This window comes from Streptomyces sp. 3330, assembly GCF_031456635.1.
Taxonomy (GTDB): Bacteria; Actinomycetota; Actinomycetes; order Streptomycetales; family Streptomycetaceae; genus Streptomyces.
Genome location: NZ_JAVDVA010000001.1, coordinates 380,230 through 394,393, shown reverse-complemented (window position 1 = coordinate 394,393; position 14,164 = coordinate 380,230). Strand labels below are relative to the sequence as shown.

Annotated in this window: 10 protein-coding genes; 2 read left to right on the top strand and 8 right to left on the bottom strand. The window is 75.7% G+C overall.

Features of this window, described 5'->3' with window-relative positions; all coding sequences use genetic code 11:
- Window positions 1-4: 4 nt before the first annotated feature.
- Window positions 5-1,048, top strand: a complete 1,044-nt coding sequence (locus J2X68_RS01785; protein ID WP_310430603.1) for a methyltransferase — start codon at window positions 5-7, stop codon at window positions 1,046-1,048.
- Window positions 1,045-1,899 (top strand): hypothetical protein, encoded by an 855-nt coding sequence (locus tag J2X68_RS01780; RefSeq protein WP_310430602.1) that lies wholly within the window; start codon window positions 1,045-1,047, stop codon window positions 1,897-1,899. Before J2X68_RS01785 ends, J2X68_RS01780 begins: the two co-directional genes overlap by 4 nt.
- Window positions 1,900-1,970: 71 nt before the next feature.
- Here J2X68_RS01780 and J2X68_RS01775 read toward each other — a convergent pair whose 3' ends face one another.
- The 8 genes from J2X68_RS01775 to J2X68_RS01740 all read right to left on the bottom strand — a co-directional run bounded on the left by J2X68_RS01775 (window position 1,971) and on the right by J2X68_RS01740 (window position 14,154).
- Window positions 1,971-2,693, bottom strand: coding sequence for an alpha/beta fold hydrolase (locus J2X68_RS01775; RefSeq protein WP_310430601.1), 723 nt, complete (start codon window positions 2,691-2,693; stop codon window positions 1,971-1,973).
- Window positions 2,690-4,204 carry a class I adenylate-forming enzyme family protein gene (locus J2X68_RS01770; protein WP_310430600.1) on the bottom strand — a complete coding sequence of 505 codons (1,515 nt, stop codon included), beginning with the start codon at window positions 4,202-4,204 and terminating at the stop codon, window positions 2,690-2,692. Before J2X68_RS01770 ends, J2X68_RS01775 begins: the two co-directional genes overlap by 4 nt.
- A complete protein-coding gene (locus J2X68_RS01765) occupies window positions 4,201-4,749 on the bottom strand; it encodes a hypothetical protein (RefSeq protein ID WP_310430599.1) in 549 nt (182 codons plus the stop codon). The genes J2X68_RS01770 and J2X68_RS01765 overlap by 4 nt, the downstream gene beginning before the upstream one ends.
- Complete coding sequence (locus tag J2X68_RS01760) at window positions 4,746-5,867, bottom strand: beta-ketoacyl synthase N-terminal-like domain-containing protein (protein WP_310430598.1); 1,122 nt, start codon at window positions 5,865-5,867, stop codon at window positions 4,746-4,748. Before J2X68_RS01760 ends, J2X68_RS01765 begins: the two co-directional genes overlap by 4 nt.
- 187 nt (window positions 5,868-6,054) lie before the next feature.
- Window positions 6,055-7,575 carry a GAF domain-containing protein gene (locus J2X68_RS01755; protein WP_310430597.1) on the bottom strand — a complete coding sequence of 507 codons (1,521 nt, stop codon included), beginning with the start codon at window positions 7,573-7,575 and terminating at the stop codon, window positions 6,055-6,057.
- 18 nt (window positions 7,576-7,593) lie between these two features.
- Window positions 7,594-8,631 carry a rod shape-determining protein gene (locus J2X68_RS01750; protein WP_054238174.1) on the bottom strand — a complete coding sequence of 346 codons (1,038 nt, stop codon included), beginning with the start codon at window positions 8,629-8,631 and terminating at the stop codon, window positions 7,594-7,596.
- Window positions 8,632-8,850: 219 nt separating this feature from the next.
- Window positions 8,851-10,341, bottom strand: coding sequence for an FAD-binding protein (locus tag J2X68_RS01745; protein ID WP_310430596.1), 1,491 nt, complete (start codon window positions 10,339-10,341; stop codon window positions 8,851-8,853).
- Between the two features lie 126 nt (window positions 10,342-10,467).
- Window positions 10,468-14,154, bottom strand: coding sequence for an SAV_2336 N-terminal domain-related protein (locus tag J2X68_RS01740; RefSeq protein WP_310430595.1), 3,687 nt, complete (start codon window positions 14,152-14,154; stop codon window positions 10,468-10,470).
- Window positions 14,155-14,164: the final 10 nt, after the last annotated feature.

Sequence of the window (14,164 nt, the reverse complement as noted above, 5' to 3'; positions counted from 1 at the left end):
TTTGGTGTTCCGCCAAGACCCGTTGAACACGATCCTCGCGCTGGGCTCCGGGTTCACCCCCACCGCCGTGCGGGTGACCGCGACCCTGCGCCTGCCCGACCTGGTCGAGCAGGGGCACCGGACCGCCGCCGCCCTGGCCGCCGAGACCGGCACCGACGAGCAGTCCCTGGGCCGCGTCCTGCACTACGTCAGTCTCCTCGGCCTCTTCGAGGAGACGACCGACGGCGCGTCGCGGCAGCGGACCTACGCGCTCACCGACGTGGGCCGGGTGCTGCTCGGCGACCACCCGAGCAATCTGCGCCGCTGGCTGGACTACGAGGACCCCAGCCGCCCCATGGAGGCCCGCTTCGAACCGGCCGTCGGCCGGCTGATGGACGCCGTGCGCACCGGGCTGCCGGTCTACGAGCAGGCGCACGGGCGGCCCTTCTGGAAGGACCTGGAGGCGCACCCCGACATCGAGAAGTCCTTCAACACGGGCATCGCCCGGATCGCGGACCGGCTCGTGCCGGAACTGGCCCGGATCTACGACTGGGCGTCGGTGGGGCACGTCGTGGACGTCGGCGGCGGCAACGGCTCCCTGCTGCTGAGGCTGCTCACCGAGCACCCGGCGCTGCGCGGCACGCTGCTGGAGCTGCCGAGCGTCATCGACGAGGCCACCGGGGTCACCGCCCCGGTGTCGGACCGCTGCGCGCTGGTCGCGGGCAGCTTCTTCGAGCCGGTGCCGGCCGGCGGCGACGTCTACCTGATCGCCAACACCCTGCACAACTGGAGCGACCGGGACGCCGCCCGCATCCTCGGCCGCTGCTCGGCCGCGCTCGCCCCCGGCGGGCGGGTCGTGGTCGTCGAGCGGCTGCTGGACAGCGGCAAGGACCCCGTGATGGCGAGCTACGCCGACCTGCTGATGCTGGTCCTGCTGGGCGGCCGTGAACGCAGCATGGAGGACCTGCGCGAGCTCGGGGCCGGCGTCGGGCTCACCCTGACGGACGCCAGGAAGTTCGAGCTGCCCGGTCACTGGCTGGTCGAGTACACCAAAGAGGAGACCCGGTGAAGCGCTCGCTGAACCCGGACGAGCCCAACGCCCTGCTCTCCTACGACTTCGACCGGGGCAGCAACTACGAGAACGTCCTGCATCTCACCGACGCCCTCGGCGCACTGGTCCCGGAAAGCGAGACCGAACACCCCGACCAGCGGTTCTTCCAGGTCACCCACCTCATCACCGAGTACGCCTGGGTCCAGGTGCACTACGAACTGCGCCGGGCCATCGGACACCTGGACCAGGACCGCCACCACCAGGCGGTCCGCATGTTCGACCGGGCCACCGGGCTCAGCGAGGTCACCGTCCAGGCGGTGCGGCTGCTCACGGACCACCTGCCGCAGCACAGCCTGCTGATGATGCGCAACGCGCTCCCCGAGGACGCCACCGGTCTGGACTCGCCCGGCTACCGCAACCTGCGGCGGGTGGCCCGTCCGGTCTGGAAGGCCTACGAGCAGGCGGTGGAGCGCGCCGGGCTGTCCCTGCAGGACGTGATCGCCCAGCAGGACGACGGCTACGACGGCCCGCGCTCCGCCGGGTCGCAGGCGCTGGCCCTGGTGCGGGAGGCGATGCTGCGGCTGGACGGCAGTGTCCTCGGCTGGAAGCAGCACCACTTGATCATGGTCTGGTCGCAACTGGGCGGCCAGCCCGGACTGCGCAAGGGCAACGAGGAGGGCGACGACGAGCCGGAGCTGCCGCAGAGCCTGGGCGGCCGGTCCCTGGCGACGCTGGAGGCCCGCTCGCAGCTGGCGCTGTTCCCGGACCTGTGGCGGGCGGCGGAGGACGCCTACTGGCTGCTCGGCACCCGGCACGACGCCGACGCCCCGGTGCGCGGCGGCGGGAACGGCTGCCCGGTGCAGCACTGACACCGCTGCCCGGCCCGGAATCCCCCCTCCGGCCACCGCGCAGCGAGCGAGCGGGCCGCCGACCGTACGGGTCAGCGGCCCGCTCGCTGCTGCGCGGCGAGGTCGAGAAGCCGGGCCGCGACCTCCTCGAAGCGTTCATGGAGGAAGAAGTGGCCGCCGGCGAAGGCCTCCCCGACGTGCGTGCGCCGGGTGTAGGGGCGCCAGTCGGCCATCACCTCGGGCGGGGTGTCCGCGTCGCCGTCGCCGTACCAGGCGAAGAGATCGCTCGGGAGCGGCCGCGGCCCGGGGTCGGGGCGGTGGCCGGCGAGCAGCGCGAGATCGCCGCGGATCACCGGCACGAACTGGTGCCGCATCGGTGAGCGGTGCACCTGCGCCGGGATCCGGCCGTTCTCCGCGAGCGCGTCGAGCAGGGCGTCGTCGCCCAGGCCGAGCAGCGGGCCGTAGGAGGAGGCGCCGAGGAGATGCGGCGGCCGGGCGGCGGCGACCACGACGAACTCGGGCGCGGGGCGGCCCAGGGCGTGCAGGGCGAGGGCCGTCTCGTAGGCGAGCAGGCCGCCCATGCTGTGCCCGAGCAGCGCGTACCGGCCGGACGGGTCCAGGCGCAGGGCGAGGTCGGCGGCGGCCGCCCGCAGGGTCGCCGCCCGCGGCTCACGGGAGCGCAGGCCCTTGCCCGCGATCTCCAGCGGCCGGGCGCGCAGCCCGGCCGGCAGCTCGCGCCGCCAGCGCACGAAACTGCGCGCGGAGCCGCCGGCGTGCGGCACGCAGTACAGGGTGAGCGGCTCCGGGCCCGTCACTTGTGGTGCTCGCCCGCGCGCAGCGACCGGATCCGGACCGTCAGCGGCAGCTCGTTGCGGGTCAGCAGGGACCGCAGATGCCGCCGCATCTCGGCCTCGGACGGCGGTACGGCGTCGTCGACGAAGACGTCGAGCTCGAGGACGGCGGAGTCGTCGTCCACGACGGCGATCCTGGTCGCGGCGCGGACCACCCCGGGCAGCGACTCGGCCGCCCGGCGCACGGTCGCCGTCGACACCTTCTCGCCGCGCACCATCGCGAAGTCCGACGAGCGGCCGTGCACGTACACGTACCCGTCGTCGTCGACGTGTCCGATGTCGCCGGTGGCCAGCAGGCCGGGCTCGATCAGATCACCGCGCTTGGACGGGGCGGGTTCGCCGACCCGCTTGCGGTAGACGGTGTCGGAGCGCACGAGCAGCTCCCGCTCCCCGGTGTCGGTGGGCCGGGTGAGCACCTCGACGCCGTCCAGGGGCAGCCCCACCGAGCCGTGCCGGTGCGGGGGTTCCCGGTGGGCGGCGAGGGTGGAGACCCGCGGGCCGGCCTCGGTCAGCCCGTAGGTGATGTACAGGCCCAGTTCGGGGTTGAGTTTCAGCAGGCGGGAGACGTACGACGGGTCGAGGGCCTGGCCGCCCACGCTCAGCGTGCGCAGCGGCGCGGGCAGTTCGCCGCCCGCGGTGACGACGGACTTGACCAGGCTCGGGGTGAGCGAGGAGAGGGTGACGCCCCGGCCGGCGACCGTGGCCAGGTAGTCGGCCACCGAGAACGGCGGTCCGGCCATGACCAGCCGCGAGCCGTGCACGAGGCCGCCGAGGACCTGGGCGACCAGCGCGTAGGAGTAGTAGACGGGCAGGCTGACCAGGGCGGTGTCGCCGGCGCGCTGGCCGAGGGAACGGCCGTGGCGGCGGGCGTTGCGCAGCAGGGCGTCGAGGCCGTGCAGACATCCGGTGGCCATGCCGGAGGTGCCGGAACTCATCAGGATCACGTGGCCCGGCCCGTGGTGCAGATACGGCCGGCCGGTGAAGAGGCCGAGGTCCGCGCCGCCGGTGCGGGTGACGTCGGTGACGCCGTACGCGTCGGCCCTGATGGCCGCCCTGACCAGCGCGCAGGCGCCCAGTTCGCGGGCCACCTCGCGGACCCGGGACACCGGGGTGGACGGGGAGAGCAGCACGGGGGTGTGGCCGGCGAGGGCGACGGCGAAGAAGAAGCGCAGCGCCCGGATGCCGTTCGGCAGCGCGATGACGACGACGGCGCCGGGCGGGGCCGGCAGTGCCGCGAACCGGTCGATCAGGGCCGGGAGCCCGGCCGGGCCGCCCGGGTCCTCGGTACGGGAGAGCTCCTCGACGCGGCCCAGGAAGTCGCCGACGGCGGTGGCGTCGAGGAGCGCGTCGACCGGTGCCAGTGAGGTCGCGCCCGCCGACGCCGCGCCCGCCGACGTCGTGTTCGGTGAGCTCGTGGCCCGTGGCGTGGTGGCCCGTGGCGTGGTGGTCCGTGGGGTGGTGTTCTGCGAGGTCATGTGCTCCGGAGCCTCCGCGTGGGCGCCGGCCCACTGACGACCAGGCAGTGCGCCCGGTGTTTGCCTTCGTCGTCGACTTCGTGGGTGACGACCAGGACGTGCGCGGCGCTCGGCGGGTCGCCGAGCAGCCAGTCGCCGCACAGCGCTCTGGCGAGCGGCACGGCCGGGGTCAGGGGCATGGGCAGCATCGACACCGGCCCGTGGAAGCCGAACGCCGAGCAGACGACGCCGACGAGCGAGCCCGCTCCGGCGCCCGCGAACCGCATCGGGGAGACCCGGCCGCCGGGGACGGACCCGGCGAGCGCGCGCAGGGTCCGGCGGGTGGCCTCCTCGCTCACCCCGACGACCCCGACCGCCTCGGGACGGCTCGGCGCGGCGTCGCCGCAGTTCTCCAGCGCGGCCGCCACGGTCTCGGCCATCAGCCAGGCCACGGGGTCGGCGTACACCCCGGGGACGCGGCGCCCGGCCGTGGCCGGGTCGTCGGTCTCGACCAGGGCGCCACCGGTGATCACGGCCCCCGCGGGGCACCACTGCGCCGGGTTCACGCGGCGCCCCCGACCGGGGTCCGCGGCTCGGCCGCCAGCAGCAGACAGGTGTTGAAGCCGCCGAAGCCGAGAGTGAGGCTGATGCCGAGGGAGCCGGTGAACTCCCGGGGGCCGTCCGCGGCCAGCGGCAGCGACAGCTCCGGCATGACGGTGCGGGTGTGCGGGAGCGGCGGCACGGTGCCGTGCCGCAGGGCGAGGAGCAGGGCGATGGCCTCCAGGGCGCCGGTGGCCCCCAGGGTGTGGCCGAGGGCCGGTTTGGTGGCGAACACGACCGCCTCCGACTTCGGGCCGAAGACGGTGGCGTAGCAGGCCGCCTCCGCCGTGTCGTTGGCGCGGGTGCCGGTCCCGTGGGCGTTGATCACCGCGATGTCCCCGGCGTCGGCCCCGGCCCGGGCCAGGGCGCGCCGGACGGCGAGGACCGCGCCCGCGCCGGTCTCGTCCGGTGCGGTCGGCCCGGTGCCGTCGTTGGACGCGCCCCAGCCGCGCAGCTCGCCCAGGATCCGGGCGCCGCGTGCCGTGGCCGCGGCCCTGGTCTCCAGCAGCAGGAAGCCGGCGCCCTCACCGAAGAGGGTGCCGTCGCGGTCGGTGTCGAAGGGGCGGACGGCGCCGGACGCGGCGAGGGTGCCGAGCGCCCGGTGGCCGAGGAGCTTGCCCTCGGTGAGCAGGTCGATGCCGCCGCACAGACAGCGTTCCGCCTCGCCGCCGGTGAGCAGGGCCGCGCCGGCCAGGACGGCGTCGGCGCCGGAGGAGCAGGCGGTGCTCACCGACGCGGACCGGCCCACCCCCAGCCGTGCGGCGACGGCGGCCGTCAGGGTGTGCGGCGAGATCCCGGCCGCGTCGTCCAGGTGCGGGCCGAGGCTGCTGCCGAGCACCAGGACGTCGACGTCCCCGGCCGGGCAGTCTGCGTCGCGCAGGGCGGCGGACGCGGTGGCCACGGCGAGCGAGACCTGCCGCTCGGACGGAGGTCCGGCAGGCTCGCCGGCGGTCAGGAGGGCGGTGGGCGGACGGCCGTCACCCGCCGACTCCCGGATGCCGACGCGGCCGCGTGTCAGGTGCTGCCACACCTCGTCGAGACCGTCACCGAGTGCCGTGGTCCAGCCCATTCCGGTGATGCACACGGTCCGATCGCGGTCGGCTCTGCGGAAACCCCCCAATTAAATCCCCCCGGTGTTCCGATAAACGCTCTGAGCGAGGCTCGGCGTGACCCGTGCAACCGCGATTTGCCGATCGAAATTCTATTTGCATACAGCAATCGTATTTTAACGAAGGAGTTCAGGGGTGGCAAGGGACGCAGGTCGCGCTCGCTCACACCGGCGCCTGCCATGTCACGGTCGTCCCGTCGTTCTCGGCGCCCCCGTCGTCGTGCACCGTCAGCCGTACGCCCGCCCGGCCGTCGGGGAGGACGGCGGTCGCGTCGATCGCCACCTCGATGCGGGAGACCCCCGGGCGGCCGCACGCGGCGGCCAGCGCCCGGCGCAGGGCGGTGAGGAGATGCCCGGCGGTCCGCTCCGGGATCCGGCTCTCCACCGCCCCGTCGAACCGGGTGGACGGCCGGAAGCCGACGAGGGCGGCCGCGCCCGCCGTCTCGCGCAGCACCCGGCCGCGGAAGGTCGTCGGCGCCTCGGCGGGCGGCTGCTGGAGCGCGAAGATCGTCGTACGGACCTCCTGGATGGTCGACTCCAGTTCGTCCACCGCTCGGCCGAGGGTCTCGTCGACCTGCCGGTCCGTCTCCCGCGCGGTCCCGCGCCGGGCCGCCTGGAGCATCATCCCGGTGGCGAACAGCCGTTGGACGACGAGGTCGTGCAGGTCACGGGCGATGCGGTCGCGGTCCTCGAAGACGGCGAGCCGCTCGCGGCGGTGCCGGGCGTCGGCGAGGACCAGGGCGACGGCGGCCTGCGAGGCGAACTGGACGGCGAGCAGCTTCTCGACCTCGGTGTACGGGGGGTCGCCGCGCCGGCGGGGGAGGGCGAGGGTGCCGATGAGCTGTCCGTCGGCCTGCAGCGGCAGCATCATGCTGGGTCCGAAGCGGTGCCGGACATGGGTCGTCATCCGCGGGTCGCTCGCCGAGTCGTCGATGAACACCGGCTCGCCGCCCAGCAGTTGGACGAGGACCGGACTGCCCGGCCGGATGGCGGCCCCGACGATGCCACCGCTGTCGTCGGGGCCGTCGGGGCCGTCGGGGCCGTCGGGGCCGTCGGGGCCGTCGGGGCCGTCGGGGTCACGGGGGTCGCCGAGGTCGCCTGCCGTGTCGGCGTCGCCGGCGGTGGCGGCGATGACGATCTCCATGCCGCCGTCCTCGGTGCGCTGGAGGACGACGCCCGCGGCGGCGTCGGCGAGGCGGCGGGCCCGTTCGGCGACCGTCAGCAGTGCGTCGGCGGCGCCCTCGCCGGTGAGCAGCGCGGTGGTGACGGCGGCGGCGCCCTCGATCCAGCGCTCGCGCAAGCGGGCCGCCTCGTACCGGCGGGCGTTGCCGATCGCGAGACCGGCCTGGGCGGCGAGGACGTGCAGGAGCCGGACGTCCTCGGCGGTGAACTCCCGGCCGTCGCCCTCCTTCCCGGCCAGGTGGAGGTGGCCGAACGGCTCGCCGTCCACGTCGATCGGCAGCTCCAGCGCACCCGGCCCGGGCGGGACGTCCGGGGCCGTGGACGGACCGGCGGTGTGGATGCAGGTGGGGCCCTCGCGGCCCGGTTCGGTCGTGGTGAGGGTCGCGTACCGGGCGCCGGTCAGCTCGGCGGCGGCGTCCACGACGCGCCGCAGGGTGGCGGGCAGTTCGAGCTCCGCATCGGCGCCGAGCACCGCGCGCGGCAGGGGCGGCAGGCCGGTCACGGTGGCCGGTCCCCGGGCTCAGGCGCCCAGCGGGTCCAGCGTCAGCGGCTCGATCTTGCCCTCCAGCATGGCGCCCAGGCCCTGAGCGGCGCAGATGTCGGGCCGTTCCGCGATGTGCACCGGCATCCCCGTGGCCTGACGCAGCATCTGGTCGAAGCCCGGCAGCAGCGCGGACCCGCCGACCATCATGATCCCGCGGTCGGCGAGGTCGGCGACCAGGTCGGGCGGGCACTCGCGCAGCACCCTGCCGATGCCGTCGAGCACGGCGGTCAGCGGGGTCTCGATGGCGTCCCGCACGGCCGCGGTGTCGACCTGCACGGAACGGGCGAGGCCGGTGGCGACGTCCCGTCCGTGGATCTCGGTGGACGCGGGGCCCTGCGGGGTGAGGCCGTTGCCGGAGAGCGCGACCTGCAGGGGCCGGACGGACTGGCTGGGCAGCATCAACTCGTGCTCGTGGCGCAGGTGCTGGACGATCGCGTGGTCCACGGCCTCACCGCCCACCGGGATCCGCTCGGCGGTCACGATCGAGCCGAGGGAGAGGACGGCGACCTGGGTGGCGGCCGCCCCGCAGACCATGATCATGGTCGCCTCGGGGCGTTCGACGGGCAGTCCGCAGCCGACGGCGGCCGCGATCAGGGTGTCGACGAGTTCCACACGCCGGGCGCCGAGGCCCACCAGGGTCTCGATCGCGGCGCGCTGGGCGAGCGGGTCGGCGTCGTGCGGGGTGCAGGCGGCGGCGCGCAGGAACGGCTTGCGGCGCAGCTGGCGGCGGATCTTGTCGCCGAGCAGATGACGCAGCATGCGCTGCGCCATCTCGATGTCGACGACCGTGCCGCCGGAGACCGGGCGCACGACACGGATGTAGTGCGGGGTGCGCCCGGTCATCTTCTCGGCGAACTCGCCGACCGCGATCAGCGCGCCGGTGCGGGTGTTCACCGCGGCGGCGGACGGCTGGTCGACGACGAGCCCGGCCCCCTTCACGTACACCCGCGTCCGCGCCGCTCCCAGGTCGACGGCGAAGTGGCAGCGGCGCAGCTGCTCCAGACTGGCGGTCATGGCAGGTCCTCCCGAGAGCGCAGACCGTGGGGGCTCGCCGGGCCGGCGGGCCTCTCGTGCGGGGGCCGCCGGGCGGTCGGCCTCCTTCGCATACTGCGGGGGCCGGAAGGGGGCCGCCCTTTCTGGTGGGCCGGGCGAGGCGCGCCCGAATGGGGGTTTTGTCTCACCTGTCCAAAGTAAGTATGAAATACAGTCAGGTCGGGGAGGCGCGCGGCCGGATCAGCCGAAGATGCCCTGCCCCGGGACGAGGATCCCCCGCGGGTCGTACCGCCGCTTCGCGGACGCCAGTGCCGGCCAGGCCGGGCCGAAGTGGGCGCGCCAGTCGGCGGGCGTGAGGGGGATGCTGCCGACCGGGTAGTGGGTGCCGCCGGCCGCGGCGGTCGCCTCGTACGCGGCGCGGTTGGTCGCGAGGAGGCGCCCGACGGCGGCGGTGTCGTCCGGCGGGGCGGCGCTCAGCACGTCGAAGAGGTACGACACGGCCTCGTCGGAGGTGCGCAGCAGCGGGGCGGTGAGGCGGTCGCCGCGCAGCGGGTAGAACAGGACGACGGCCCCGGGGCCCGCGTCGGCCGGGGTGATCCCGCCCAGGATCCGCGCGCCGAGGGCCGCGGCGGAGGTGCCGGGCAGCATGAGGTTGAGCCACGGATGGGCGTACGTCCAGATGCCGGCCGCCTTCATGGCGGCGATGACGGGGGCCAGCCGGTCGAGGAAGGCGTAGTAGGGCTGGTCGGTGGCCGTCACGCTCGCCGGGGCGTGGCGCAGACCGCGCAGCAGCGCCGTGTCGTCCGGCGCGGGTCCCACCGGCGGGCCGTAGGCCACCGCCTCCAGGACGTAGACCCCGAACGCCCCGGTGGCGTCCGCGTGGACCTGTCCCTCGACATGGTCGAAACGGCCGTCCTCCACCAGGAGACGCTGGTCGGCGAGGAAGACCGCCAGGTCGTCGTAGGTCAGCCGGTAGCTCCGGACGGTTCCGGGCGCGGGGACCAGGCGCAGGGTGGCCTCGACGACGACGGCGCACTGGCCGAGGCCGGCCAGCACGGCGTGGAAGAGGTCGGCGCGCCGGGACGGGGAGCAGCGCACCAGCTCGCCGGCCCCGGTGACGACCCGCAGCTCGGTCACATTGTCGACCTGGGCACCGTACCGGTGGGCCTGGCCGCCCAGGCCGCCCACCGACAGGGTGCCGCCGACGGAGAGCTCGAGGTAGTCGGTGAACACGGGCGGGGTGAGGCCGTGCGCGAGCGTGGCCCGGGCGACCGCGCTCCAGCGGGCGCCCGCGCCGACGGTGACGGTGGTGCTGTCGGGTCCCACCGGGCCGATGTCCGCGAGGGTCGCGGTCTCCACGACCAGGCCGCTCTCCACCTGCGCCTGGCCGAACGGGGCATGTCCCTGGCCGCGCGGCGCGACCGGCAGGCAGTGGTCGTTGCAGAACCGGACCATGGTGACGACGTCACGGACCGAGCCCGGGCGCAGGACCGCCGAGGGCCGCCGGTGCACGATGTGTCCGTAGTCGTCGGCCGCCGCGGTGAGCGCGCCGTCGTCCGTGACGAGCGCGCCGTCCAGCCGGGGAATCCTGGCCAGTTCCGTGACGGCCCCGGAGTCCTGCCCGGCCGTGGTCGCGGCCCAGCTCCGGGCGCCGGGATCGAAGCCGGTCACCGCGGCTGAGGTGACCGTGAGTCCGCGCAGGATCGTACGTCTTGACGGTGTGCCGGACATGCGTTTTCCCCCTCGGAATCTTCATGAACTGCTCAAATCCTCGTCAGGGTAGGGTAGTTGGACCCACACCGTGCCGCTTTTCGCCGGTACGGACGCCCCTGGCGGTGCATCGCCCGGTTCGGCGGGCTACAGCGCGCGGGCCGCTTCCAGCACCGGGGTGAGGGAGGTGACCACCGCGTCGCAGCCCGCCCCGAGCAGGGCCTGCTCGACGGTGGGATTGCGCGCGAGCCCGACGAAGCGCAGACCCGCCGCCCGGGCGGCGGCGAGCTCGGCGAGGGTGGAGCCGATGAGGAGACCGGCGGCGGGCGCGGCCTGCGGCCGCAGGGCGTGCAGCAGACGGGAGGGGTTCGGCGTGAGCCGGCCGAGGTCGTCGTCGCGGCCGTGGACGCCGGCCGACAGCGGGAGCCGGTAGGGCTCCAGACAGCGGTGGACGGCCGCTTCGCAGACGTCCGTGGCCACCCCGACCCGGCGCCCGGTGTCGTGCAGGGTGCGGACGAGGACCACCGAGTGGTGCGTCCTGGGCGCGTCCGGCACGGCGTCCAGCTCCAGTCGGTCGAGGCGTTTGCGCAGCACCGGGCCCAGCCGGTCCTGGGCGAAGGCCCGCAGCACGTCCAGCGGGTGCACGAACAGTTCCCGGCCGGCGGCGCCCGGGTCGCCCGTGGGGCGGCCCGCCAGGGCGTCCTCGGGGTCGCGGTGCTCGGCGACGATCCGGAGCAGGTCGAGAGCGGCCGCCCGCGCGGTGGTCGCCGTGAACAGCCGGGTCAGCGGGCCGTCGAAGCCGAACAGCACGGTCTCGGCGTCGGCGAGCAGGTCCTGGAGCGAGCGCGCGGAGCCGTCGGCCGGCCGGCGTACCTCGGGGGGCGGCGCCCAGTCCGGCGCGAGCGTTACCGCGCAGGTCACCGCCACACCCGGCACCGGCCACCTGCCGAGCTGGGAGTTGACGGCCCGCTGCGCGCCCGCCGCCCGGCGGACGGAGTGGTGGCGGGTGATGCGTGAGCCTGCCTCCCGCACATGCGCCAGCAGCCGCTCGGGTACGCCCGGGGACTCCGCCCGCACGAACGCCACCGGGTCGTCGACCCGCCAGGTCAGCTCGACGGCGGCGGTGAAGACGCCCTTTCCGGAGCCGGGCAGGGAGATCCGGTCGACCGCGTGCCGAGGCGTCAGGTCGACCTCGTAGTACGTCGCCGGACGCGGCGGACGGCCCTGGTAGGGCAGGACCGGGTCGAGAAGGGCGAGCGGACTGTCGGGACCGGTGTGCACGATCGCGGTGCGGCCCGGCGCGGGGACGCCCAGCTGGCGCAGGTCCCGGGTGAGGAAGGGCCCGCGCACCGGCTCCCGGACGTCGTCCCGGTCGACGGCCCCGCCTCCCGCGCCCTCCTCCGGCGGCAGCGGGCAGTACCAGGCGAGCGGCGGTGCGTCCGCGGCGTCGCCGAACAGGGGCCGGAAGCGGTGCGGTCCGGATGCGGCGGAGCTGTCGGCGAAGGCGGCGTACAGGGCCGGGGGGACGGTGAGGAGCACGGGGGCGGCGCCGTGCGGGGGCGCCGGAGTCTCGGGCCCGTCCTGGAACGTCACCCGCAGCGGCGGCCGTCCGGACGCTTCGGCGAGCGGGCCGGGGAGCCCGCGCAGGGCGGCGGCGAGCACCGGCAGGAGAAACGCCTCGGGCTGGATCCGGACGACGTACCCGTTCGGCCGGACGTGCACCTCGTACTGCTGGGGCGTGAGATCGCCGCGGGCGAGGACTTCGTGGACGACGTATTCGAGCGTGATGCGCGTCTCGGGGCGGGCGGTGAGATCGGTGGCGGTCTCGAAGAGCAGACAGGACTGCACACCCGCCCCGGCATCCGACGCCGCACGGCCCTGCGCCCCGGTCTCCGACGCCCCATCTCTCCGCGCCCCGGCTTCCGGACGCACGGTCATGGCCGGTCCGGCTTGCGGGTGCGTGGGGTCCGGGTGCGCGGACTCCGGTGGTCCGGCTGCCGCCGTTTCGGGCCACGGCGCTCCGGCCGCCGCCGGTCCGGCCTCCAGCCGTTCCGCCGCCGGCTGCCTGGCCTCCAGGCGCTTGCGGTCCAGGTCCCCGACCCGCCCTGGCTCCGGCCGCCCTGGCTCCGGCCGCCCTGGCTCCGGCCGCCCTGGCTCCCGGGGGTCGGGTGCCGCCCGGTCGGTCCGCGGGTGGCGTTCGGCGGGTGGGGAGGGCGGCGGGGCGGCGGTCGGTTCTGGGTGGCGGGGGGCGGGGGCCTCGACGTGTCCGCCCAGCCGGCGTACCGTCTCCGCGCTCACCGTCGCGAACGCACCGGCCGTGCCGTCGGCCGTGCCCGCCTCCGCGCGGAACCCGCCCGTCGCCAGGCCCGCGCGTTCGTCGATCAACCCGCCGATCCGGTCCAGGAGTTCGCGGGTGCGGCCGCGGGTCGTGCGCGGCAGGGTGCGCAGCAGCAGGTCGCGTACGCCGGGGCGGAAGTCGTACGAGCCGGGCGGACCGGGGACGGTGGTCAGCAGGCCGCTGAGGATCACCTCGGCCAGGTGCTGCGGGCGCGGGTCGCGGTTCACGGCACGTTGGACGAGGCGCATCACCGGGACCGAGGGGACGGCCAGGGCCAGGTGGCCGGCCAGCCGGAACGCCTCCCGGGACGCGGTGGCCCGGAAGCGCAGCACGAGGTCCTGGGCGGACAGGGCGGCCGGGTCGGCGGCCTCCGGCCCGGCGGTCCCGGGCGGGAGGGGCGCCGGGGGCAGCCAGGCCACCGCACCCGGGGTGCGCGCGCCGCCCGGACTCGCCACCAGCGCCGCCCAGTGGGCGAGCCAGGGCGCGCCCGGCTCCAGGACGGGGAGCGGGAGGGCCGCGCCGGGCCGGGGCGCGGTCTCCGGGTCGTACGGGGAGAAGGCGAGCGCGGACAGCGGGGCCGCCCGGGTCGCGGCGAAGAGCAGACCCGGCTCGGCGGGGAGGGCCGTCGTGGCCCACAGATGCTCCGGGAGCGGCTGTACGACGGCCAGCGGCATCCGGGTCGCCCAGTGCCGCAGGGTCCGGTACCAGCGCTCGCCCGCCGGGCCGGGGCGCCACTGCGGGCCCATGCAGTCGCTCACGATCAGGGTGACCGTCCGGCCGTCCGCCGGGTGGGGAACCCGACGGGCCTCGCCGTCGGGCGTCGCCGGGTACGGGGTGACCGCGCGGAAGACGCCCGACTGGGCCAGGACGGTGTGCAGTTCACGGACCAGGGGCCGCCAGACCGGCATCGTCGGGCCGGTGTCGTGGACGAGGTTGAGCCGCAGCCAGCGCTCGCGCGCGGGTCGCAGCACGGGCAGCCAGACGTCCGGGTGGGCGCCCAGCCGTGCGATGCGGTCGGTCGTCGCCCGCTCGTCGAGGAGGCGGGCCCGCGCCGAGGGCACCGTGCGCTTCAGCGGGCGCAGGGCGCGCTGGAGGGCGAGGGGGTGCGGGAGCATCGGAGGCGCGGGCGCGAGGACGGGACGGCTTCCGGCGCCGCCGTCGGCGGACCCGCCGCCGGTTCCGGCTGGGGGCGAGGGGAGGCGGAGGGGGACCCGGTCGGCGGGACCGACGGGCGCGGACCGCGGCCCCGCGCCCCCCGCCGCGGGGCCGGCCAGGGCGTCGGCGGGCGTGCCGTCGGTGTCGCGGTCGGGCGAAGCGTCCGAAGCGTCCGAAGCGGCCGAAGCGGCCGAGGAGTCCGACGGGTCCTGTGCGGGCGGCGGCTCCTCCGGGCCGCTCGACAGTCCGGCGAGCCAGAGCAGTTCGGCCAGCTCGCGAGGGGTGGGCGCGGTGTCCGCCGCGGCCGTCAGCAGCGCGGTCAGCCGGTCCAGTGCGGACATCCCACCCCCC